The organism is Bradyrhizobium sp. CIR48 (assembly GCF_014198315.1).
In the GTDB taxonomy this organism is placed as follows: Bacteria; Pseudomonadota; Alphaproteobacteria; order Rhizobiales; family Xanthobacteraceae; genus Bradyrhizobium.
Map to the genome: position 1 here is coordinate 24,241 of NZ_JACIHG010000018.1, position 21,509 is coordinate 45,749.

18 protein-coding genes and 4 pseudogenes are annotated in these 21,509 nt (G+C 62.8%); 15 read left to right on the forward strand and 7 right to left on the reverse strand.

Annotated elements, in window-relative coordinates:
- The first annotated feature begins 128 nt into the window (after nt 1–128).
- The 3 genes and pseudogenes from ligD (GGD66_RS38025) to GGD66_RS38035 all read left to right on the forward strand — a co-directional run.
- Nucleotides 129–1,952, forward strand: a complete 1,824-nt coding sequence (gene ligD, locus GGD66_RS38025) for a DNA ligase D (protein WP_026202480.1) — start codon at nt 129–131, stop codon at nt 1,950–1,952.
- Between the two features lie 500 nt (nt 1,953–2,452).
- Nucleotides 2,453–3,074, forward strand: a pseudogene (locus GGD66_RS38030) (3'-5' exonuclease); the annotation flags it as partial.
- 312 nt (nt 3,075–3,386) lie between these two features.
- Nucleotides 3,387–3,662 (forward strand): annotated as a pseudogene (locus tag GGD66_RS38035) (3'-5' exonuclease); the annotation flags it as partial.
- Between the two features lie 43 nt (nt 3,663–3,705).
- Here the strand turns inward: GGD66_RS38035 and GGD66_RS38040 are convergent.
- Nucleotides 3,706–3,888: a DUF3606 domain-containing protein gene (locus tag GGD66_RS38040; RefSeq protein ID WP_085352473.1), complete on the reverse strand. Its 183-nt coding sequence runs from the start codon at nt 3,886–3,888 to the stop codon at nt 3,706–3,708.
- A 184-nt stretch (nt 3,889–4,072) separates the two neighbouring features.
- On the opposite strand from GGD66_RS38040, the gene GGD66_RS38045 reads away from it, so the two are divergent.
- The 4 genes from GGD66_RS38045 to ligD (GGD66_RS38060) are packed head-to-tail and all read left to right on the forward strand — an operon-like array spanning nt 4,073 to nt 7,563.
- Nucleotides 4,073–4,357 (forward strand): hypothetical protein, encoded by a 285-nt coding sequence (locus tag GGD66_RS38045; protein ID WP_246783520.1) that lies wholly within the window; start codon nt 4,073–4,075, stop codon nt 4,355–4,357.
- Nucleotides 4,358–6,040, forward strand: coding sequence for a DNA polymerase/3'-5' exonuclease PolX (locus GGD66_RS38050; protein WP_183238197.1), 1,683 nt, complete (start codon nt 4,358–4,360; stop codon nt 6,038–6,040).
- Complete coding sequence (locus tag GGD66_RS38055; protein WP_183238196.1) at nt 6,040–6,603, forward strand: MOSC domain-containing protein; 564 nt, start codon at nt 6,040–6,042, stop codon at nt 6,601–6,603. Before GGD66_RS38050 ends, GGD66_RS38055 begins: the two co-directional genes overlap by 1 nt.
- Nucleotides 6,604–6,615: 12 nt before the next feature.
- On the forward strand, nt 6,616–7,563 hold the full coding sequence (ligD, locus tag GGD66_RS38060) for a non-homologous end-joining DNA ligase (RefSeq protein ID WP_183261763.1): 948 nt from the start codon (nt 6,616–6,618) through the stop codon (nt 7,561–7,563).
- Nucleotides 7,564–7,593: 30 nt separating this feature from the next.
- Here the strand turns inward: ligD (GGD66_RS38060) and GGD66_RS38065 are convergent, their stop codons facing one another.
- Complete coding sequence (locus GGD66_RS38065; protein WP_183238194.1) at nt 7,594–8,418, reverse strand: ribonuclease HII; 825 nt, start codon at nt 8,416–8,418, stop codon at nt 7,594–7,596.
- A gap of 258 nt (nt 8,419–8,676) precedes the next feature.
- On the opposite strand from GGD66_RS38065, the gene GGD66_RS38070 reads away from it, so the two are divergent.
- Nucleotides 8,677–9,780, forward strand: a complete 1,104-nt coding sequence (locus GGD66_RS38070) for a DNA topoisomerase IB (RefSeq protein WP_183238193.1) — start codon at nt 8,677–8,679, stop codon at nt 9,778–9,780.
- 375 nt (nt 9,781–10,155) lie between these two features.
- Here GGD66_RS38070 and GGD66_RS38075 read toward each other — a convergent pair.
- Nucleotides 10,156–10,564: pseudogene (locus tag GGD66_RS38075) on the reverse strand (hypothetical protein).
- 20 nt (nt 10,565–10,584) lie between these two features.
- The gene (locus tag GGD66_RS38080; RefSeq protein ID WP_183238192.1) at nt 10,585–10,785 is read right to left on the reverse strand and encodes a hypothetical protein; all 201 of its coding nucleotides are present in this window, start codon (nt 10,783–10,785) and stop codon (nt 10,585–10,587) included.
- Nucleotides 10,786–12,161: 1,376 nt separating this feature from the next.
- On the opposite strand from GGD66_RS38080, the gene GGD66_RS38085 reads away from it, so the two are divergent.
- The gene (locus GGD66_RS38085) at nt 12,162–12,377 is read left to right on the forward strand and encodes a hypothetical protein (protein ID WP_183238191.1); all 216 of its coding nucleotides are present in this window, start codon (nt 12,162–12,164) and stop codon (nt 12,375–12,377) included.
- 107 nt (nt 12,378–12,484) lie between these two features.
- On the opposite strand, the pseudogene GGD66_RS38090 reads toward GGD66_RS38085, so the two are convergent.
- Nucleotides 12,485–12,832 (reverse strand): annotated as a pseudogene (locus tag GGD66_RS38090) (transposase); the annotation flags it as partial.
- 459 nt (nt 12,833–13,291) lie between these two features.
- Nucleotides 13,292–13,702, reverse strand: a complete 411-nt coding sequence (locus GGD66_RS38095) for a response regulator (protein WP_183238190.1) — start codon at nt 13,700–13,702, stop codon at nt 13,292–13,294.
- 83 nt (nt 13,703–13,785) lie between these two features.
- On the opposite strand from GGD66_RS38095, the gene GGD66_RS38100 reads away from it, so the two are divergent.
- The 6 genes from GGD66_RS38100 to GGD66_RS38120 all read left to right on the forward strand — a co-directional run bounded on the left by GGD66_RS38100 (nt 13,786) and on the right by GGD66_RS38120 (nt 20,585).
- Nucleotides 13,786–14,793: a chemotaxis protein CheB gene (locus GGD66_RS38100; RefSeq protein ID WP_183231764.1), complete on the forward strand. Its 1,008-nt coding sequence runs from the start codon at nt 13,786–13,788 to the stop codon at nt 14,791–14,793.
- A gap of 10 nt (nt 14,794–14,803) precedes the next feature.
- Nucleotides 14,804–15,082, forward strand: a complete 279-nt coding sequence (locus tag GGD66_RS38105) for a hypothetical protein (RefSeq protein ID WP_183231763.1) — start codon at nt 14,804–14,806, stop codon at nt 15,080–15,082.
- A gap of 342 nt (nt 15,083–15,424) precedes the next feature.
- On the forward strand, nt 15,425–18,586 hold the full coding sequence (locus GGD66_RS38110) for a CheR family methyltransferase (RefSeq protein WP_183238189.1): 3,162 nt from the start codon (nt 15,425–15,427) through the stop codon (nt 18,584–18,586).
- Nucleotides 18,586–19,332 (forward strand): Crp/Fnr family transcriptional regulator, encoded by a 747-nt coding sequence (locus tag GGD66_RS38115; protein ID WP_183238188.1) that lies wholly within the window; start codon nt 18,586–18,588, stop codon nt 19,330–19,332. The genes GGD66_RS38110 and GGD66_RS38115 overlap by 1 nt, the downstream gene beginning before the upstream one ends.
- A gap of 230 nt (nt 19,333–19,562) precedes the next feature.
- Nucleotides 19,563–19,697, forward strand: coding sequence for a hypothetical protein (locus tag GGD66_RS42125; protein ID WP_018321066.1), 135 nt, complete (start codon nt 19,563–19,565; stop codon nt 19,695–19,697).
- A 642-nt stretch (nt 19,698–20,339) separates the two neighbouring features.
- The gene (locus GGD66_RS38120) at nt 20,340–20,585 is read left to right on the forward strand and encodes a hypothetical protein (protein ID WP_018321067.1); all 246 of its coding nucleotides are present in this window, start codon (nt 20,340–20,342) and stop codon (nt 20,583–20,585) included.
- A 138-nt stretch (nt 20,586–20,723) separates the two neighbouring features.
- Here GGD66_RS38120 and GGD66_RS42505 read toward each other — a convergent pair whose 3' ends face one another.
- Nucleotides 20,724–20,930, reverse strand: coding sequence for a hypothetical protein (locus GGD66_RS42505; RefSeq protein ID WP_409362397.1), 207 nt, complete (start codon nt 20,928–20,930; stop codon nt 20,724–20,726).
- Between the last annotated feature and the right edge of the window lie 579 nt (nt 20,931–21,509).

Genomic DNA, 21,509 nt, shown 5'->3' on the forward strand with positions numbered 1-21,509 from the left:
TCAGACACCGCTCCATCCGGCTCGGGTATCGCGACGGCTGCCGCCGGAATGATCTTGACATACGGCGCCGCAGGCGCCGGCCCAGGGCGACAGGACGGAACGAATCCGGCTGCGGGCGTTGAGTCCGCATGTGTGCCGTGGCGTTGCGTCAGTCTCGTTCGGGAGTATCGCGCGTTGCCGGCGCCCGCAAAGCTGCTATTGCAGGTTACATCGAGCCGTGTGACCCCACGTTGCGCGAGAATCCGCCGCGTGGCGAGGGTTGGGTCTACGAAATCAAGGCGGACGGCTATCGCGCCCAACTGCATCTTGAAGATGGCGATGCCATGGTCTATTCGCGCACGGGGCTCGATTGGACCGAGCAGTTTTCTTCGATCGCAGCCGCGGCTCATAAGCTGAAGGCGAAGAGCGCGATCATCGACGGCGAGGCCGTCGTCTACGGCAGCGGCGGCCTGCCGGACTTCCAGCAGCTCCGTTGCGAACTCGGCCGCAAACGCAGCGAGCGTGTGCGCTATCATGCCTTCGATCTCCTGCACCTCGACGGGTACGATCTGCGCGGCGCGGCGTACGAAGATCGCAAGCGGTTGCTGCACGAGCTTCTGAAGGAGGCACCCGAGACCTTCATCTACGTCGAGGCTCTCGAAGCCGACGGAGACAAGGTCTTCGTGAAGGGTTGCGAGCTCGGCCTCGAAGGTCTGATCGCCAAACGGCTTGGCCAGCCTTACCGCTCGGGCCGCCAGGAGACCTGGATCAAGCTCAAATGCAAGAAAAGCGACACGTTTCCGATCGTCGCTTTCGTCGAGAAGCTCGGTGCTCACCCACGTAAGATCGCTTCCCTATACGTAGGCCGTCGCGAGAACGGCAAGCTGAACTACGCGGGCAAAGTCCGTACCGGCTACACGGAGGCAGCCGCGCGCGAACTGCGCGAGCAGCTGGATCCACTGATCCGACGCACATCACGGCTCGACGTCAAGGTCAAGAAGCCGAAGGCGACCTGGGTCGAACCAACGGTCGATGCCGAGGTGGAGTACGGCGCGCTGACTGACGACGGTTTGCTGCGTGAAGCCGTGTTCAAAGGACTTCGCGACGATCTGACAGTGCGGAAGGTGAAGGCGCCGCGCCTGGTGCCCTCCTCAGCCGGACGGCCGAAGGTAGGCGTGCCCAAAGAAAACATCCTGCAGCTTCTTCCCCACGCGGTCGTCCCTTCCAAGGAAGACCTTGCGGACTACTGGCAGCGGGTATGGAAGAGAGCGCTGCCGCATCTCAGCCTCCGGCCGCTCAAACTGGTTCGGCACGTGCACGGCACCACCTTCTACCACAAGGGGCCTCTTCCGAAGGATATTCCGGAAGTCGTCCACCAGCTTCGCATCCAGAAGCGCGAGGGCGGTCAGGGCACGCGCCTCTGGGTCGACAGCCTGGACGGGTTGCTCGGCCTCGTGCAGATCGGAGCCGTCGAGCTGCACCCGTGGAATTCGACGATCGAGGACATCGAGCAGGCGGACCGGATCGTCATCGACCTGGATCCCGGCGAGGGCGTAGAATGGGAGCAGGTGGCCGAGACCGCGCTCGAGCTTCGCGCTTTTATGCAGCGCCAGGGACTGGAGACTTGGCCGAAGCTGACCGGCGGCAAAGGCGCCCACCTGATGGCGCCGCTCGGGGTACCGATGCTGCACGATCAGGCTCATCGGACCGCCCGGCGACTGTGCACTGAATTCGCATCGCGCGACCCCGAACGCTACGTCCTTTCGGCGCAGGCAACCCGCAACGGGCGGATCTTCCTCGATTACTTGCGCAACGGACGCGGGACCACCGCCGTCGGCACCTATTCGCCGCGGGCGCGCCAAGCGTTTCCGATCGCTGCGCCCGTCACCTGGGCGCGCATAGAGAAAGGCGTGAGGCCGGACGCATTCACGATGGATAGCCCCTTTCCTGTGAAGCAGAGGAGGCTCCCATGACGGATGCGTTCGACCGTTGGATCGAGTGGACCAAGAAACCGCCCGGGCAAAGGACGGGGCTGCCGTCCGAAATCCACGCCACCGTAAGATCGCTCCCTCGAGAACATCGCGCCGACCGGCAGAAGGTCAACGCCGCAGTTGAACATCGGGCCGAGCTGGATCGGTCCGGAAGGACGGCGTGGGTTTACCTCAACGACTACGAGGATGGAACGCGGCGGAACGTGGGCGAAGCGGAATGGGTGAAGGTGTTCGCATCCGCGGAGGCGGCCGATCGATGGTTCGACCAGCACGATCCGGAGGGCGTTGCGTGGGAATACGAGATCGAAGGCGGGCAGCGGCAGGCTTCCGTCTGGATCTATCTCCCCGACGAGAACTCAAGAGCGATCGGAGACACTTCCTGGGCCAAGCTGTTCGCCTGCAAGCGAGCAGCCGACGAGTGGCTCGAGCGGAACGCTCCTTTTCAAGTACCTCCTGGCGAGCTGCCGTGGCAAACTAGATCGATGCTTCAGGACAAGACGAACCTGGCCGCAATGGCGGAGGCCTTGAGCCGGTCGGCGGACTACCGCGTGCTGCGGCGGCTCGTTCCGCGCCCGCCCTGCCGGTCGCCCGCCGGCTGTGGGACCCGGACCGCCGCCCTACTGGACACCGAGACGACGGGCCTCGATCACGAGAGAGACGAGATCATCGAGCTTGGGATGGTCAAATTCGACTACACCGCGAATGGTCGGATCGTCCGCCTCAGAGACACCTTCTCGGCCTTCAACGAGCCAAGTGCGCCGATTTCCGAGGAAGTGACGGCACTCACCGGCATCACCGATGAAATGGTGGCCGGCCACAAGATCGACGAGGCCGCGGTGAACGCCTTCGTCGCGGATGCGGTTATCGTCATCGCTCACAAGAGAGGCTTCGATCGAAAGTTCGCGGAGCGCTACTGTCCTGTCTTTGAGAGCAAAGCTTGGGGCTGCAGCGCGACGGAGATCGACTGGCGAGCACACGGCTTTGCGGGCGCGCCAACTCGCCTACCTGCTGCACGGAGCCGGACATTTCCACCAGGCCCACAGGGCCGTAGACGACTGCCATGCGCTGCTGGAGATCCTGGACTTCACGTTGCCGACGACCGGCGGTCGGCTTCGCCTGGACGCGATGCAAGCGCCGCGCTTGCATTTCTTCCGAAAAAGGTAAGCTACCGTTCGGAGGATTTGCCGGTGACAAGCGCATGCAAAAAACACTGCCAGCCCTCGCGGCTGGCTCCCCGTAGCGGCTTTGGCAACTATGGCGCTGATACAGTTGTTTTCTGTCGCCGGGCTTGATTTGAGCGCCGGAAGGATGGCGAGCAGCAGGCCGGCAATCGGTCTCGAACCGACGTCCGGTCTATGGGGTGCTGAAGACGGTGCAAAACGATACGCCGTCCGAGGTCCTGTTGAGCATCAGTGAGCTTCGGCACTCGCACTCCTGCTCGATACGGCGCGGCGAAAGACGGTCCGGATCTGGGCCGAGCAGTCGCCGTTCGAGTTGAAGGCTTCGTTGAAGCGGCGAGGTTATCGCTGGAGCGACGGCACGGACGGCCGTCCGAAAAGCTGGTACGTCGAGGTTTGCGAGGCCGCTGTTGACGACGAGCTCGCATTTCTGAGGGCCGAAATCTACCTGCGCGACGTCGAGCCGCGTCTGCAAACGCTGACCGCCTTCACCCGCTTCTCCTGCAGGATCTGAGGACGCGCTGGCGCCTTCCTGAGCCCGCCGAAGAACCCGACCGTCATCGGCCGAGACGCTTCTCGACCCGCTTGCGGGAGTTGCCGACCTTCTTAACGGCCTTCTTCACGGCCGACGCCGAGCGACCAGTTTTCTTCGCTTCATACCGGACTTCGTAGTCTTGTCCCTTGGCTACCCGCGCTCGGTCCTGTTTGCGCCCTCGCGCGGTCTTCTTCTTAGCCGCCATCGGCTACTCCTATCGCGAATGATCGATCGGGTGCAACGCCGCAAGGATTCGCAGGTTCAGGAGCCATTTCGAGCCTGCCGGTCTGAGCGGGCGAATTGTTGCGGCCCTTTGAGCGGCTCGTCGCCCCTCCCGCAAGCTGGAGGCGCGCTTCCGAACCATAGCCGACAACGGACGTTATCGGATCATGTCAGACGCCTTTGACTACTTCCGGGCCTACGCGGTCCGAGCTCTTTGCAAGGCCCGCTCGATGCCGCAAGGCAAGATGAAGCATCTGCAGCTTGTGGCCGGACGAATTTATAACCTCCTCAAGAAGGAGGCCGCTTACGCTCCGAACATGCAGCACCTTGAGGACTTCCGCGCAGCGCAGAAGCTCGAGAGGTTTCTCGATCGGGAGCCTGGCGTCGCCGCGACCGCGCGACGTCGTGTCACTTCACCGGGATCGCAGGACATAGGGCGGGAGGCTCATTGAGTGCCAGCCCTCGACACCCGCGCCGTAGTAGGCCTCCTTCGAGAATATGCGCAGCGTAGCGCCTTGCGCGGCGGCAATCCGTACCGCGCGAAAGCCTATTCTCGGGCCGCGGATAGCCTGGCGGCCCTTGCGATCCCTCTTCATGTGCTCATCGCCGAAGACCGGCTCACCGAGATCCCCGGTGTCGGCGAGGCCATAGCCGGCATGATCACCAAGCTGCACAAGACGGGCACCGATCCGAGCCTCGAGAAGCTGCGCAAGGAAATTCCTGAGGGCGTGCTCGAGATGCTCTCCGTGCCCGGTCTCCGCCCCGAGAAGGTGCTGCGTCTCTACAAGGATCTCGGCATCAGGTCCCTTGCCGAATTGGAGGCCGCGGCGAAGGACGACCGCATCAAGAAGGCCAAAGGACTCGGGGCCGCCTTGCAAACCAAGATCCTGCAGAATCGGGCGATCGCGAAGAGCGGTGAAGGCAGCCTCCATCTGCACCGGGCCGCCGCCCTGCTGGCGCACGCCACGGAATCGATCCGTAAGTCTCAACCTGAGCTGAAGCGCGTCACCATTGCCGGCGACTTCCGACGAGGGTGTGAACTCGTCGGCGATCTCTCGATCGTTGCTGAGGCCCCCAAGGCCAGCAAGGCGGCGAAGCCATCGCTGACGGACGGACTGCAGATCCACCTGTCGAACCGCAAGCACTTCGGCGCCGCGCTTTTATTCGCGACGGGCTCCGCCGCCCACATCGAGCAGCTCCGGACGCTGGCCGCCGAGAAAGAGATGCGGTTGGAAGCCGATGGCTTGCACAAGGGGCGCACCCTGATCGCCGGCGAGGAGGCCGAGATCTACTGCGCCCTCGGTCTGCCCTTCATCGACCCTGAGCTCCGGGAGGGGCGCGGCGAGATCGAGGCGGCTCTGAAAGGCAAGCTCCCGAAGCTCGTCACCGACCAGGACCTGCGCGGCGTCCTTCACTGCCACACCGATGCCTCCGATGGCACCGAGACCCTGGAAACCATGGCCAAGGCCACGCGCCAGCGCGGCTTCGAGTACTTTGGCGTGGCCGACCATTCCAAGTCCGCTCACTACGCCGGCGGTCTCTCCGTCGAGGAGATTGCGCAGCAGCAGCGGGAAGCCGACCGTCTGAACAAGCGCTTCGGCAAAGACTTTCGGATCCTCAAAGGCGTCGAGTCAGACATCTTGGCGGACGGCTCGCTGGACTATCCGGACGACGTGCTGGAGCGTTTCGATTTCGTGGTCGCCAGCATCCACGGCCGCTTCAAATTGGATCGCAAAGCGCAGACGCAGCGCCTGCTTCGAGCCATTTCCGATCCCCACACGACCATCATCGGCCACATGACCGGGCGGCAGCTCCAGCGGCGGCCCGGCTATGAAATCGACGTCGAGAAGGTGCTGCGGGCATGCGCGAAGCACGACGTTGTCGTCGAGATCAACGCCCACCCATGGCGGCTCGACCTGGACTGGCGCTGGCACCAGACGGCGCTGGAGTTCGGTTGCATGCTGAGTATCAATCCGGACGCGCACTCGATCCCCGAACTCGACCACATGCACTCGGGCGTCCAAATGGCCCGTAAGGGCGGCGTCCCTGCCGATCGGGTCCTGAACGCGATGAAGCTTCCCGAAATCACGCGCTACTTCCGCCAGAAGCGGCGCTCGCTCGCCCGCGCCGCCTGATGCCGCAGGCGCACGATCTCTCGCTCGAGGGAAAGGTGGCGGCGGTCGCCGCCGACCCTGGGCACCACTTCAGCAAACCGGTCCAGGCTCGCATCGTTCTGGTGGAGGGCCACGGCGTCCAAGGCGACGCCCATGCCGGCCCTTTCGTCCAGCACCGTTATCTCGCCCGCCGCCGGCCACGCCTGCTCAATCTCCGGCAGGTCCACCTGATCCCGGCCGAGCTCTTTGCATTCCTCGCGGAAGCCGGCTTCGAGGTCGCAGCGGGGGACATGGGTGAGAATATCACCACGACTGGCCTAGACCTGGAGCGGATGCCGCTCGGGACCCTGATCGAGCTCGGGCCGGCCGCGGTCGTTGAGCTAACCGGCCTCCGGACGCCCTGCGTCCTTATCGACCGCTTCCGAGCCGGCCTTAAGCGGCAGGTGTTCTCGTCGGCGGAAAGGGGCCCTCCATTCAAATCCGGCGTGCTGGGCGTGGTACGGACCGGCGGGACGGTCGCGGCTGGTGATATCGCGCGGGTCCGCCTTCCGTCCTCCTCGCTTCGGCCCTTGCCGGCCCTGTAGAGAGACCCTGCCATGGCCAGAAAATCGACCCTGCCTCGTCGCCTGCAGCCCATGCTGGCCACGCTGACCGATACACCGTTCGACGATCCAAATTGGGTCTTCGAGGACAAATTCGATGATTTTCGCATGGTCGCGGAAATCCGGCATGGTGGGGTCGCGCTCTACAGCCGCAACGGAAAAATAATCAGCCGCTCTTATATCGAGGTCGCGAAAGCACTTGAGGGCGTGAAGGCGGACGCCGTGATCGATGGCGAGCTCGTTGCAATCGGTAAGGATGGCGTATCCCATTTCCAGTTGCTTCAAAACGCCCTTCGCCACAAGTCCAAGCTTCTGTACTGCGCGTTCGACCTCATGTTCGCAGACGGCGAGGACCTGCGCGCGCTGCCGCTCCTCGAGCGCAAGACGCGGCTCAAGGCCATTCTGCCGCGCCACAAACTGATCGCGTTCAGCAACCACCGCAAAGGCAACGGCACGAAGTTCTTCGCAGACGCCGAAAGAAGACATCTCGAAGGCATCATGGCCAAACGCGCCGACAGCCCCTACGCGTCCGGACGTCGGACCGCTGACTGGCTGAAGGTGAAGACCGCGCAGCGGCAGGAGGTCGTGATCGCCGGTTTCACGGCGCCGAGACGAACACGGCCCTTTTTCGGCGCGCTCGTCCTGGCGGTGCGCGAAGACGATTGGTGGCGGTACATCGGCCACGTCGGCACCGGCTTCAGTCATCAGGTTCTCGAAGAGCTTCACGGCAAGCTCGTGAGGCTCAAGACGGCCAAGTCGCCGTTCTCTGCCCAGGTGAAGGACGAGCGGGTAACGACCTGGGTGCGTCCTTCGTTGGTCGCGGAAGTGAAGTTTGCGGAGTGGACCAGCAAGGGCGAGCTGCGCCAGCCGGTCTATCTCGGCCTGCGCTCCGACAAGAACGCGCAGGACGTCGCTCGCGAAAAGAACTGGTCGCGAAAATAATGCCGGCGAGAACAGCCGTACGACCTGGAGTCAGCCGGCGGGCCGCTCGGATGCCGAAGGCCAGGGCGGCAGGGGCGGCAACCCGAGAGCCTTACGTACGGGTCCGAACGATCGCCGGTGAGCTGCGCATGCGCCAAACCTGGCGAGCGCCTCATAATGAGCCGGCACCGGGTAGCCCTTGTGATCCGCGAACCCATAGCCGGGGTGACGCACGTCGAGCGTCCGCATGACGGCGTCGCGCTCGACTTTCGCAAGGATGGAGGCGGCGGCGATGCTGGCGGACTTGGCGTCGCCTTTGATGATAGCCTCCTGAGGGATGTCGATTTCCTTCAACCGCTTCGCATCGATCAGCAAGTGCTGCGGCGTCAATCGCAGCCCCCGGACCGCACGCTGCATAGCCTGGATGCCCGCCCAATAGATATTGATCGCGTCGATCTCCTCGACCTGGACGAACACTACACACCAACTCTCTGCCTTTTCCTTGATCTCCTTCGCAAGTTCTTCGCGAGCCGCGGCGTCGAGCTTTTTCGAGTCGTCGATCCCGACTATCCGCGTGCCAGGTTTCAGAATCACGGCGCCAGCGGAGACTGGCCCCGCAAGAGGGCTCATTCCGGCCTCGTCCACGCCTGCCACGGCATGGTGGCCGCTTTCCCAGAGAGAGGTCTCGAAACGGAGCATCTTGCGGAGGCGCTGCCCTTCGGACCTATTTTCGAAGCGGCGTCTATCGATTGAAGCCAGGATGGCACGGGCTCCTGCGCGGGTGTCGGCCCGCAAGATCTGCTCGGCGGTGGCCTCGAGGGGTCTTTTCTCGACGACATAGCGCTGACGCAATACATCGAGCGAATATTGGGACATAGCGGCCTTCGCAAAGACTGACTGGGAGGAGCGTGTCGGTGAACTTTGTGGCGATTGTCTGAAGTTGAGCCATGCCGCGTCCATCGATTGCGCAGCGCTTTGCCGAAGGAACCGGCCGCCTCTCATCTAAGGTCCACAATTCTGCGTTGTCACCGAAAATACAGCGCGTCAACCGACCTCACAGCGGAACTAACCAGTGTCTCCGTCCTTTAGAAAGAGTGGAGCCTCGATCCCAGGGTGCTTCCGAGGGACAGGCGCATGCTCCGCGAGACCGGCAACGAAGTACAGGTGCTAGACCGCACTGCCGAAGTGGCGGCCACCATCGCGGAAGAAGGCCTCCGCTACGTCAGCGACTCCGCGCCGGGGTACACGCGCAAGCGGACCGGAACCACTTTCTGCTATTACGACATGGACGGAAAGCGCATCACCGACGCCGCCGTCATCCGGCGCATCAAATCAATCGGCATCCCGCCGGCCTACGAATCCGTGTGGATCTGCCCTTCGGCCAACGGCCACATCCAGGCAACCGGGCTCGATGCGCGAGGCCGCAAGCAATACCGCTACCACGCAAAGTGGCGCGACCTGCGCGACCAGAACAAGTATGAGCACATCATCCAGTTCGCGGCCGCGCTGCCAGCACTACGGGAGCGGGTCGCCGCCGACATGAAGCGGGACGGACTGCCTCGCGAGAAGGTGCTGGCCACGATCGTCAGTCTGCTGGAGAAGACGCTGATCCGGGTCGGCAACGCCGAGTATGCGGAAAAAAACAAGTCCTACGGGCTCACCACCATGCGCCGCAAGCACGTGGAGGTCGGCCGCGGCGTCCTTCGGTTCGACTTCACGGGCAAGTCGGGCAAACAGTGGAAACTTCGCGTCGAGGACAAGCGGATCGCCGCGATCGTGAAGCGCTGCGCGGAGATCCCGGGACAAGAGCTCTTCAAGTACCTGGAAGATGACGAACAGCCGCGCACCGTCGATTCCGGCGACGTTAACGCCTACATCAAGGACATCACAGGGGAGGATTTCAGCGCCAAGGACTTTCGAACATGGGCGGGGACGGTTCTGGCGGCATTGGCGCTGGCTGAATTCAAGAAGTACGACAGCCAGGCCGAGGCGAAGCGTAACGTCGTCGCCGCGATCGAGAGCGTCTCGAAGCAGCTCGGCAACACACCCGCAATCTGCCGCAAGTGCTACGTGCACCCTGAAGTCCTGAACGCCTACATGTCCGGTGACCTCGTGAAGATGATCGAAGCCAAGATCGCTCGGAAGTTCAAGCGCCAGTACGCCAAGCTCACGCCGGACGAGATCATGGTTCTGGCGTTTCTGCGCAAGCGTCTCGATTCTCTGAAGGCCCCCGCCTAGTCCCGCGATCAATTCTTAGCCGGCGCTCTCCGCGATCGGTTGCAAGCCGGCCTTAACGGCACGCGCTCTCGTCGGCGGAAACGAGCCGTCGCCTTCCAATCGGGTTGCTGGGCGTGGTCCGGGCAACGGGACGGTCGCGGCTGGCCATAGCCCCCGGGCGGGCTTCCATCCTCATCCCGCCCATTGCCGGCTCTGTAAAATGCGCCGTGCATAAATCGGCGGCCCAATAGCCGAATCGAAGCGCATTCGATAGTTCGGAGCGGCATGGCCGCAAACAAGGTAACGGCGGTACGCTTGGGGCTGGGGAGGCAACCGACGGTCCGGGACTATCAAGCCGCCCAGCTCCGCTGGCGGCTTTTTTTCATTCAACCTCCCTCAGGAGGCGTTCGCCCTTGCTGGTTCACGGGCCTCACGGCGACGCTCCCGGCGCTCGCGCCGCCGCTTGGCTCGATCGGCGGGCTGCCGCAGCGGTGGAACGGGCGACGTGGACGCCGCAATGGAATCTTCAACCGCAGGCAATTGGACAGCCGCCGACGCCGCTGGGCGGGCCTCCATGAGGTCGAGCACTGCCCGCTGTGATCTTCCATCCCCCGCTTAGGCGCTCGACCAGTCCTTGTGACCAGATGTCCAGGTCGGGCGCCTTGGCCGCGAGCCGCCTGGTCCGGTCCGCCCAGTCGCGGCCACTCGTCGCCAGGATGGCCATGTCTCGCTTGAGGTCTTCTATCACGGCAAACCCGTCTGGGTATGCCGCCAAGATCTTCAAAACAGTGACCTGGAAGTTCACGTCCGCATCCCCGCTCTCAGTTAGCACCACATGGTGGGCGCGTGCGAGAGGGCCTTGCGGCCGACCTGTCTGAGGTCTTCGGGAGAGAGTTCGCCGCTGGTGGCGGCCTCCAGGATCTTCGATGCCACATGCGTACGCGCCCCGATCTCGCGCTGCGGAAGACCCTCGCATACTTCTTCGAAGACCGCACGCAAAAGCGCGGTGGTTGCCGTGTCGAACATGAGATGCCCCCGATAAGGGAAAGTCGCATCTTAGCCGAGTTTCCCGGCCTTGGGATTCAGGCATGTTAATCGGAGATGCGCGATCTGAGGCGGCAACGACGCCAGGACATGCCGAGATGCAGGGCAGCCAACTTCGGCTTCCAGACTTATTGCAGACATCCCGCCGGCTGCATGATGAGGACTGCTAGTGGACCCTTAGCGGACCTTGACCATTCTCATTCCGTGCTGCGGTCGCCGCTTGTTCCCTTTCAATGTAGGGTGCTGTCCGTATTTGACCCCGACTGTCCTAGTTCGAATTACGCAGTGTCGTAACTCCAATTCCTAACGTAGATTACCTCGGCAGGGCTACTCAGGAGGTTCGCATGCGGATGCTCCCGGAAGTCGAATTTTTCCGCAAATACGTGGGATATACCCCGCCGAGCGCGCGGCGGCCGGCAGCGATCTCACGCGCATCATGCTCGCCAGATCACGGGAGCAACTTGAGCAGTCCCGAAAGCTTTTAGACGAGATGCCCCCCTGCCTCGGACATGGCCAAAACCAATCAAGAAGCACTAAGATCACCTCATGACGCCTGAAGAATACTTGGCCAATGCGGAGCGCTATCGGCAGTCTAAAGAGACGGCCACGGACCCATTCACCCGAACCCACCTAGAGGCGATGGAACGGAGCTTCCGGACGTTGGCCGAAAGCGAGACTGCCTTGCGGCGAACAGGCAAACTTGTGGACGCCTTGGATACGCGGAAGCGCCCGCAAGGGTAAGGCCGCCTCAGTTGCCAGCCCTCCGTTGATCTAGCGCAACGGTTCCGCCATTCCCCCCGGCGACGCTGAGCCATGACCTGAGCCCGACAAACAGATCGAGGGTAAGGAGATCAAGCCGTCCCGGCTGGAGCAGGCGCGACGGATAATCGAGGAGTACACAGCCGAGTTGCGCGAGATCATCCAAAAGCTACCCGCAAGATGAACTAAGGCCGCGTCAGTGAGCGGCATCTTTCATTTCACCCCACGTTGACTTCGGTTGCTGGGCCCTTAGCCGACCTACAACGAACTCCGTCGATCTGTCGCTAACGATCCGAAGCCGGACATTCGCGAACCGATGGAACTATTGGATTGGAAGTCCATTAATCATTAAGGATGCTCCAGTCGGGAGGCGGAGTTATGGGTATCGAGCGTATGTACCCACCCAAATACTGGCAGATGCGAGCCGAGGAGTTTCGCGCTAAGGCGGACAATGCCGAGTATAGACAAACCAAGGACGCGCTCAGCAAGGTCGCTGACAACTATGACGAACTAGCCCAACGCGCCGGACGCATCCGTACAGTTCAAGACGCAGCAGAGTAGCTGCCCCGCGAGCAGTGGGACGAGTAAGGCGTAGAGTTATGGATCGCGCCATGCTAGAGCGGCACTTGGGCATAGCCGAGCGGCACGCCGCGCAAGGCAGAGAGCATCTTGATCAGCAGGAACAGCTCATTGCCGAACTAGATCGCAATGGCCACGATACGGCGGAAGCCATAAGAGTACTCACCACACTGCGCCAAACGCAGACACTTCATGAACAAGACGTGGAGCGCCTGCTAAACGAACTTGAAAATTAGGGCCGCCCCTCAGTTGGTGGCTTTTTTCATTCAGCCAACGCTGACTTCCGCTTGTGGCCGATTTTGTTGCAAAGGTCGGCTGTAACCGACGATGCCGTTCGGCCATTTCACCTGGGCGTCGGGGACCGAACCTGAGCGGGAGGCGCTCGCGCAACCAGCGATGCGAGCCGCCGCAAGTTCTGGGCGATGGCAGCAAGAACAAACTCGTCCTGGGCGCCTCGTGGACCGCGGAGTCGAAGCCGGCCGAGCTTGAGGATGCGCTTGAGGTGCGCAAACCGCATCTCGATTTTCTTTCGCTCACGTCGCGACTGCTCAAAGCCCTCGGTGCCAGCGAAGGAGGGTGCAACGTCTCGGGCGTGTTCATGGACGTCGCGTGGGATCTTGCGTGCGGGCTCTTTTGGGCAGCAATGCGGTTTGAGCGCGCATACATCGCAGTCGATCTTGCTGGCGCGATAAGCGTCTTGCCCTCGTGCACGGTGCTGCATGTTCTCGCCTATAACCTCACACGGGTGATGAACATCGTCGGCAAACCAAGCCTGATTGCACCCATCCGCGCCGCCTGAAGGCCGGAAAGCGCGTCCAAAACCGCAATACCCCGCCGCGATACTTCGTTTGGCCCAGTCATTGACTATCGGAGCGACGACATCGGCCGACTGCAATGATTGGCGGCAACGGCCGCTCCCGACCTGTGCGTTTGCACACAACCAAGACCCAAACCGGACACCAACCCCTTAGGCTGCCCGTCGTTTAGGAGCGGCCCGCTCACGAGATGATCGGTGCTGCGCAGCAGTCCCATGGCCTCGCGCATCAGTTCGCGCGAATGACTCAGCATCTGCTGATCGACGGCTTAATCGGGCTTATAGATCATCGAGGTCACGCTCCTTCGGAAGCCCGCAGAAGCGACGCGCTCAACCTCAGAATCGTCTATTTCCCACAAGGGTCGCTACATTTTGGGCCATGGCCACGATATCGATCGGCTTCTCCCAGAGCGGCACGTCGTGGAATTCCGCCTCGATGCTGATCTTGTCGTAGCCGGTGGTAAACACGAAGGGCACGTGGCGCGCCCCGAGCTCCCGGGCGATCGGAAAGATCGGCGCAGCGCGGATGTTCACGTCGAGCACTGCAGCATCCAGGACGCCGCCGCTATGCAGCATCGCGACCGCATCCTCGATGTGGCCGACGGGACCTGCGATCTCTGCGCCGAGCTGCCGCAGCGCGTTGCCAATGTCGTCGGCGAGAAAATACTCGTCTTCGACCACGAGAATGCGGCGGCCCGCGAGCGGCGCAGATTGACGCGACGATGGGGCCGAAGCTGAAACGGACATGATCCCCTCCGCAGAGCCCTCCACCTTGGAACATAAGTCGGGGGGCCGCCTTGGTGCAAACGATGCAATCGGAGGTGAGTTCCATGGGCAACCGCGACATCATCGTGATCGGGGGCTCAGCCGGGGCCACCCAGCCTTTGAAGCAGATCCTGAGCCGTCTGCCGGCGGACCTGCCGGCGGCCATCTTCATCGTCCTGCACATTCCGGCGCAAGGGATCGGGATCCTGTCCACGGTCGCCAGCAGTGCCGGCCCGCTCCCGGTCCGGCAGGCCGAAAATGGCATGAAGATCGAGCCGGGCCGGATCTATCTTGCCGCGCCTGACCATCATCTGCTGCTGGCGGAAGATCGCGTCATGCTTGGGCGCGGTCCGCGCGAAAACATGGTCCGGCCGGCCATCGACGCGCTGTTCCGCTCGGCGGCCCTCCATCACGGCCCGCGGGTCATCGGCGTGCTCCTGAGCGGCCTATTGTCGGACGGCGCAGCCGGCCTCAACGCCATCAAGCGCTGCGGCGGGATGACCGTGGTGCAGGACCCGTCGGACGCCATCTCCGACGAGATGCCGTTGCGGGCCATGGAGGCCACCACGGTCGATCTCTGCGTCCCCGGCGCCGGTATGGGCGACGTGCTGTCCGAATTGGCCCGCGAACAGGCGGGCGCGGTGCTGCCGATCCCACCTGAGATCAGACTCGAGGTCCAGATTGCCGCCGGCGAGCGGATCGGCAGTGACAATCTGGTCGCAATGGCTGACCCGGTCGCGCTGACCTGCCCGGCGTGCGGGGGGGTGCTGTCCGAGGTCACGGAGGCCCGGCCGATGCGCTTCCGCTGCCAGGTGGGGCACGCCTATACCGCCGATGCCCTCGCCAAGGAGCAGGAAGGGCGGGTCGACGAGGCGCTGCGCGTCGCGCTGCGCATCATCGAGGAGCGGGCGGAGCTGGTGCATCGCATGGCCTCCGACGGCCGCCGCAGCGGCCGGGCTGCCGTCGCCGAAATGTATGAGGCGCGGGCGGCCGAATACCGCGAATATGCCGACATGATCCGGCGCGTCGTGCTAAAGTCGCTCGATCCCCCGGCGCGCAAGCGCGAGGTATGAAGATTCCGCCATGACCATGTCGCTCGCCGAATGCACCAGGCAGCTCGACGCCGAGCAGCGTCTTCTCATCAAGGCAAACGCCGACATCGAAGATGGCCGGCAGCGTGTGTACGATCAGCAAGCGCGGGTGCGCGAGCTGCAGGCTGATGGACACGACATTCGCCAGGCCGAGCGTCTGGTCGAGCTGCTCAAGCAGACGCTGACGGAGTGGGAACGTCATCGGACCCTGATCGAGGCGCGGGTCCTTCATCTTCGCCACGAGGCCGACCAAGCGTCGCGGGACGCTTGAGCGCTGGCCGCCTGAACTCCGCGCCGAGCTCGTACATGTAATCGAGCTGCTGCGCGACGCTGCGGCGCCAGTATTCGTTCTCGTCCATCAGTTGGCGGGCGGTCGCGACGGCGCCCTCGGCCCGCCGGATCAAGGCCGCCAGCTCTCCCGATAGCTCTCCGGTCGGTTCCTGCGGCATCTCCGGCGTATGGTGCTTTCGGCTCTCGCTGACAACGCACCCGTTCGGCCGAAAGAGGCTAGGGACATTTTCGCCTTTGATCTGTTGGGATAACATGGATTCCTGCTATTTGCAGAGGCCGGGCGCCCGTCGCTCACGGTCAGGAAACGAAAGCTGCCAGAGCCATGAATGAAGTCGGCGACCAGCCGGTCGAGCGCAAGATCAAGTCTCCGCTGGTGATTGGCGTAGGCGCCTCGCCCGCTGCGATGGACAGCATCGCGCGCTTCTTCGCGAAGCTGAACGTCGCGGACGACCAGGCTGTCGTGCTGGCGCTGCAGCATCACGAAGCCTTCGATGGGCCGCGGCTGCGCGAAATGGTCCAGGGATCCAACGGAAGCAAAGTCGCCGACATCCGCGACGGCCAGACAATCGAGGGCGGCACGGTCTATCTGTGCCAGCGGGCGATGATCACCACCATCCAGGGCGACCGGTTCGCGATCCGCAAGGCCGAGCAGGCGCCGGGCGAGCGGGCCACCATCGACAGCTTCCTGGTGTCGCTGGCGGAGGAGCGTGCCGAGCAATCGATCGGCGTGATCCTCGCCGGCACCGGCGGCGACGGCACGCTCGGCGTTGCCACGCTCAAGGACCATGGCGGTCTTGCGATCGCCGAAAAGCTCGCGAGCGAGGAGGCTGATCCTCTGCTCGACAGCAACATGCCCTCAGCCATCGCCGACTACATCCTGCCGCCGGAAGAGATTCCGGAGCACATCCACGTCTATGCAAGGCACCTGCGCCGCTTGGAGGAGAAGCAGGGGTTTGACGAGGTGCTGGCCGCGGCCGCGACCTCGTTGTCGCGCATTGCCGACATCCTGCGCAACAAGTCCGGCAACGACTTCCACGGCTATAAGCAGAACACCTTCCTGCGCCGCGTGCAGCGGCGCATGCAGGTGGTGCAGATCGACGACATCGCGGCCTATGTCGATTTCCTCAGGAACGATAAGGACGAAGTCCAGCACCTCTTCAACGACCTCCTGATCGGCGTCACCGAGTTCTTCCGCGACAAGCGCGAGTTCGAGGTGCTGGAGACCCAGGTCATTCCGCAGATCTTCGACGGCAAGGACCCGGGCCAGCAGGTCCGCGTCTGGGTGCTCGGCTGCGCCACCGGCGAAGAAGCGTATTCGATCGGCATTCTCCTGCGCGAGCACATGGCGCGGATGGATTCTGCGCCGCAGGTGCAGATCTTCGCAACCGACATCGACGGACGGGCGCTTGCGACCGCGCGTGTCGGCCGCTATCGCACCAACATCGAGGCCGACATGACGAGCGAGCGCCTTGCGCGCTGGTTCGTGCGAGAGGGCGATACCTATTGCGTGGTGAAGGAGCTGCGCGAGATGTGCATCTTCTCGCAGCACAACGTCATCAAGGACGCGCCGTTCTCCAAGCTCGACCTCGTCTCCTGCCGCAATCTGCTGATCTATCTTAATGCCGAGCTGCAGAACCGGGTAATCCCGCTGTTCCATTTCGCACTGCTGCCGGGGCGCTATCTGTTCCTTGGCAATTCCGAGAACGTAACGCGGCACCCGAAGTTGTTCGCGCCTGTCGACCGCCGCGCCCGCATCTTCAGGAAGTTGGAAACCGGCACGCGGCTGCCGCCGGAATTCCCCATCACCACGTCGGCCAGCAGGACCCCGGTCGAGCTGCCGCCGGTGCGCTCGTTCGGTCCCGACGTCGGACTGGAGCGCCGCGCCCAGCGCGTCGCGGAGCGTTATGCGCCGGCTTATGTCATCACCGACGACAATTTCCAGATCCTGCATTTTTCGGGGCGCACCGGCCGTTACATCGAGCCGACGGCAGGCACTGCCACGCTGGACCTGCTTCAGCTGGTGCACCGCGATCTCCGCCTGGAGCTACGCACCGCGCTCAGCCGCGCCGCGGAGACCAACGAGGCGGCGCATGCCGAGCAGGTGCAGCTTGGCGTGAACGGTCACCGCGTCCTGGTCGACATCACCGTGGAGCCGATCCAGGAGGGGGTCGGCCGCCATCGCAATTTCGTGGTCCTGTTCAAGGACGGCCCGTTGCGGGTGGTCGACACCAACCAGGGCAACAGCAATACGCTGGTGCGCACCGAGCATGTCGAGCGGCTCGAAAGCGAGCTGCGTGCTACGCGCGAGCGCCTGCAGGCGACCATCGAGGAGCTCGAAAGCACCAATGAGGAGCTGAAATCCTCCAACGAGGAATACCAGTCGCTCAACGAGGAGCTGCAGTCGGCCAATGAGGAACTGGAGACGTCGCGCGAGGAATTGCAGTCGGTCAACGAGGAGCTCACCACCGTCAACGGCGAATTGGCCCATCGTGTCCAGGAGCTGACGCGCGCCACGAGCGACCTCAAGAACTTCCTCGAAAGCACCCAGATCGCCACCGTCTTCCTCGACAACGATCTGCGCGTGATGAAATTCACCCCGGCCATCACCCAGATCCTGCATCTTGTCGAAACCGATACCGGCCGTCCCATTGCTCATATCAAGGCCCGGGTGCCCATCGAAGAACTCTACGAGGACGTCCGTCGGGTACTGCGCACACTCGCGAGTGTCGAGCGCGAGTTGAGCGCACCCGACAGCGGCACGCGCTATATCGTGCGCATCCTGCCTTACCGCAGCATCGACAATTTCATCGCCGGCGTCGTTATCACCTTTATCGATGTCACCGCGATCACTCGCGCCGAGGAGCGGCAGCGCATGCTGCTGGCCGAATTGCAGCATCGCGTCCGCAACACCCTCGGCGTGGTGCGCTCGATCGCCCGCCGCTCCGCCGAATCCGCCGCCACCGTCGAGGAATACGCCTCCCATCTCGACGGCAGACTCAATGCCTTCGCTCGCACTCAGGCGCTGGTCACGCGCGATCCCGAAGGCGGCGTCGATCTCGAATATCTGGTGGTCGAGGAGTTGCTCGCTTACAACGCGCGGGAAGGCGAGCAGATGCGGGTCTCCGGTCCCAAGGTACGCTTGCAGCCCAAGGCCGCCGAGACGTTCGCGCTCGCGATCCATGAGCTTGCGACCAATGCGATGAAATACGGAGTCCTCAGTCAATCGACCGGGCGCATCGAGGTTACCTGGCGCCTCGAAGAGAGCCGCGAGCCGGCGGAGCTGGTGTTCGAATGGCGCGAGCGCGGCGGGCCGCAGGTCAAGGCGCCCGCACGCAAGGGCTTTGGGACTGAACTTCTGGAGCGTACGCTGGCGTTCGAGTTCAAGGGGCAGACCGCGATCGCGTTCGATCCCTCCGGGCTGCACTGCACGATCGCCATACCCTTGAACAAGCGTACCTTCCACACTCCGGTGGTGGTTGGCTGATGCCATTATCGACGTCCGATCGCAGCCTCATGGAGCCGGTCATTCGCCGGCTCAACATGCTGAAGCCGCTGTCGGCGGAAGCGCGTGCATCGCTCGAATATGCGATGTTCGAAGGCCTCCAGCGCGCCGGAACGGGCGAAGACCTGATCTCCGAAGGCGATCCCGTCGACAGCGTCCGCGTGGTGCTGTCGGGATGGCTCTGCCGCTACAAGACGCTTGAGGACGGACGGCGCCAGATCGTCAATTTCATCTTTCCGGGCGAGAGCTGTGATGCGCACGCGTTTCTTCTTCGGGTGATGGACCACTCCATCGCGACGATGACGCCGGTGGTCTTCACCGAGATCAAGCGCCCGCGCTTCGAGAGTCTTGTCGGCGGTAACCCCACGCTGTCGGAAGCGTTCTTATGCGAAACGCTGGTCAACAACGCCATCCAACGTGAATGGGCCATTAATCTCGGTCGCCGGGTTGCGCTGGAGCGCGGGGCGCATCTGTTCTGCGAAATCTTCGAGCGGCTTCGTCCAGTCGGGATAGTTGAGGGCAATTCCTGTGTCATGCCGATCACCCAGATGGATCTTGCCGATGCTACCGGTCTGTCAGTCGTTCATCTCAACCGAACCCTGCAAGAGCTGCGCGCATCAGGCCTGATCGTGCTGCGTGAGCGCGCGCTGACCATCCCTGACTTCAATGCGCTTAAGAATGCGGCCCTGTTTTCGCCGAGCTACCTCCAGCTCTATCGCCGCGGCTGACGAGCCATCAGCCTCCCCGGGTACCGGTGATCCGGCAGCAGCGCCACCGCTGGCGATACGCGTGGAGGCCAAGCCGAAGTACGTAGTGTCGTCGACGCGAAAGGCCTTCCCGTGGACCAACAGCCACCACATCGCTGCGGCCTCCGCAGGGGCGTGCAGAGGCTCAAGGACGCGACCCCGCCGGGCGTGCTCCTCGGTAGTTCGCGGTCCGCGGTCATTCCATCGGGTTCATGACCGATCCAGACAAACAGACTGACGGAAAGGTAGCCCAGCCGTCGCGCTTGAACGAGGCGCGTCGCATCATCGAGGAGTACATCGCAGACCTCTGCGAGATCATCATGAAGCTGCAGCAGAAGTTAAATTGACACTCCCGGAGGGGCGGCGGCTGGACTGCCCCGAGGGGCTGCACGGCCCATTGTCGACAATCTGGTTGGCAATATTTAACGGTTCCTAGGTAGGGGGCGGAACTCTTGGACTGAATGTTCACGCTTTGTGAAGCGCCCGGCGCCCCATATTGCTCCGCAGCGTGAACGCTGTTCTCGACCCAAAAATCAATGTACTGGCGTGTCGTCGTTAGCATGTGAAAGTTTCGGCCAGCGTCGAATTGAGCTAGAGTAACTATATGCAGGGCTGGGGGCAAGGCGGCGCCCGCACAGCGGTGCCAAGCCACGTTAGTTAAGGGGCCTGCTGTACATCCCGGCTTCACTGCTTCCATCCTCAGCGGCCTAATTCGATTTTAGCGGTGGCCTGTTTCGCCTTTGGAGCGCATAAACGGGGATGCCCGATTCGCACCACCGAACCTGCCACCGTGGAGCGGTCTATAGCCGAACCGAGGCGATGGCCTCAGGTCGGCAGATCGCCAGCTTTGAGTGCTCGGTTTGCGGTGCCACCATGGAATCGTGGAACACCGCTTGGGTGCCCACCTATAGATTGATTGCTGGCCCCGTGCGCCTTCCGCGACCCAGCTAGTTATTGCAACGCTTATCAATTCCGCGGATTAGCCACGGATGGCAGAGTCGTTCGGCACTTCATTCACTATCGTTGAGGTGACCTCGGACGACGCTCCGCAGCCAACGAAGCAGATGTGGCTCGCGTTAGCCAAGCCTAGTCAGGCATTGACGCTAGTCCTTGCTGCCGTTCCCGAAGGCTGGACTGCGGAAGTTGTGCCAGCGGTCCTCACAGAAAAGCAGCAGAGGATGTTCGAGGAACTCAACCTCGAACCTGGCGACGTTTACAGGATCGCTCCAAAGTAGGCCGCCTCAGTGGCGAGTGGCGTCTGCTGTTGGCCCGTGGCTGACCTTGGGCAAGAGCGTAACTATATCCGCTTCCGACAGATTAGCCGACCAAAGTAACGGTGCCTAACGCGGGCAGCCTTTGACCCAAAGCAGGCGTCATCCCTCGGGCAGCCCGGCCATACGCATGCCCTCGTAAGTGCGCTCTCGCGCCGCGAGAGATGCCGGATGGCGACTCAAGACCATGGTTCGAAAGCGGCTGACGGTGAAGGTCGGATCGAGCGAGAGCCCTTCTTGCGCCGCGGTCCGTGCATTGTTCAATTCGCGTAGCTGGGCCAGCGCAGCGGCGAGAACGAAATGCGCCATGGACTAATTCCGGTTGGCTTCGAGACCTCGGCGTAACCAGGAGACCGCTTCCGCGTTAGCATTGAGCTGAAGCTTGGCGAAGCCGACCCACACCATCCAGCGGAATGCGCCGGGATCACGAGGGGAAAGACGGAATGCCTCCTGGATATGGGATTCAGCTTCTGCGCCGCGGCCTAGGAAATACTTCGCAAAACCGATCAGAGCGTGAGCGTTGGCCAGGTTCCGATCGAGCGCCAGTGCCTGCTCGTATTCGCCAATAGCTTGGTCCGCCGGTCCGTGATCATTTGGACGAAGCCCAAGCAGATATGGGCCACGGCATGGCTAGGCATGAGAGAAACAGCCTTAATCGACGCCGCCTCGGCCGCCGCAAGACGCGCGGCGCCGTCATCTGTCATAAAGGAGGCTGCGAGCGACGCGTCGACGGTCGCCATGCCCACCAGCGCACCGACGTCGTATGGGTGGAGCTCCAGTACTCGTTGGAAAAAGCCGCGCGCTCGGTCGAGATTTTCTCGCGTCGTGCCTTTGTTTAAGCAAGCACGTCCCAGGAAATTCAAGTCTATTGTGTCAGGATGCTGCATT

Excerpts from the sequence above, each read along its gene's own strand:
- ligD (WP_026202480.1), top strand. The coding sequence starts at position 129 with ATGTGTGCCGTGGCGTTGCGTCAGTCTCGTTCGGGAGTATCGCGCGTT.
- GGD66_RS38040 (WP_085352473.1), bottom strand. The coding sequence starts at position 3,888 with ATGGCGGCTAAGAAGAAGACCGCGCGAGGGCGCAAACAGGACCGAGCG.
- GGD66_RS38045 (WP_246783520.1), top strand. The coding sequence starts at position 4,073 with ATGTCAGACGCCTTTGACTACTTCCGGGCCTACGCGGTCCGAGCTCTT.
- GGD66_RS38055 (WP_183238196.1), top strand. The coding sequence starts at position 6,040 with ATGCCGCAGGCGCACGATCTCTCGCTCGAGGGAAAGGTGGCGGCGGTC.
- ligD (WP_183261763.1), top strand. The coding sequence starts at position 6,616 with ATGGCCAGAAAATCGACCCTGCCTCGTCGCCTGCAGCCCATGCTGGCC.
- GGD66_RS38065 (WP_183238194.1), bottom strand. The coding sequence starts at position 8,418 with ATGTCCCAATATTCGCTCGATGTATTGCGTCAGCGCTATGTCGTCGAG.
- GGD66_RS38070 (WP_183238193.1), top strand. The coding sequence starts at position 8,677 with ATGCTCCGCGAGACCGGCAACGAAGTACAGGTGCTAGACCGCACTGCC.
- GGD66_RS38080 (WP_183238192.1), bottom strand. The coding sequence starts at position 10,785 with ATGTTCGACACGGCAACCACCGCGCTTTTGCGTGCGGTCTTCGAAGAA.
- GGD66_RS38085 (WP_183238191.1), top strand. The coding sequence starts at position 12,162 with ATGGATCGCGCCATGCTAGAGCGGCACTTGGGCATAGCCGAGCGGCAC.
- GGD66_RS38095 (WP_183238190.1), bottom strand. The coding sequence starts at position 13,702 with ATGTCCGTTTCAGCTTCGGCCCCATCGTCGCGTCAATCTGCGCCGCTC.
- GGD66_RS38100 (WP_183231764.1), top strand. The coding sequence starts at position 13,786 with ATGGGCAACCGCGACATCATCGTGATCGGGGGCTCAGCCGGGGCCACC.
- GGD66_RS38105 (WP_183231763.1), top strand. The coding sequence starts at position 14,804 with ATGACCATGTCGCTCGCCGAATGCACCAGGCAGCTCGACGCCGAGCAG.
- GGD66_RS38110 (WP_183238189.1), top strand. The coding sequence starts at position 15,425 with ATGAATGAAGTCGGCGACCAGCCGGTCGAGCGCAAGATCAAGTCTCCG.
- GGD66_RS38115 (WP_183238188.1), top strand. The coding sequence starts at position 18,586 with ATGCCATTATCGACGTCCGATCGCAGCCTCATGGAGCCGGTCATTCGC.
- GGD66_RS42125 (WP_018321066.1), top strand. The coding sequence starts at position 19,563 with ATGACCGATCCAGACAAACAGACTGACGGAAAGGTAGCCCAGCCGTCG.
- GGD66_RS38120 (WP_018321067.1), top strand. The coding sequence starts at position 20,340 with ATGGCAGAGTCGTTCGGCACTTCATTCACTATCGTTGAGGTGACCTCG.
- GGD66_RS42505 (WP_409362397.1), bottom strand. The coding sequence starts at position 20,930 with ATGGCGCATTTCGTTCTCGCCGCTGCGCTGGCCCAGCTACGCGAATTG.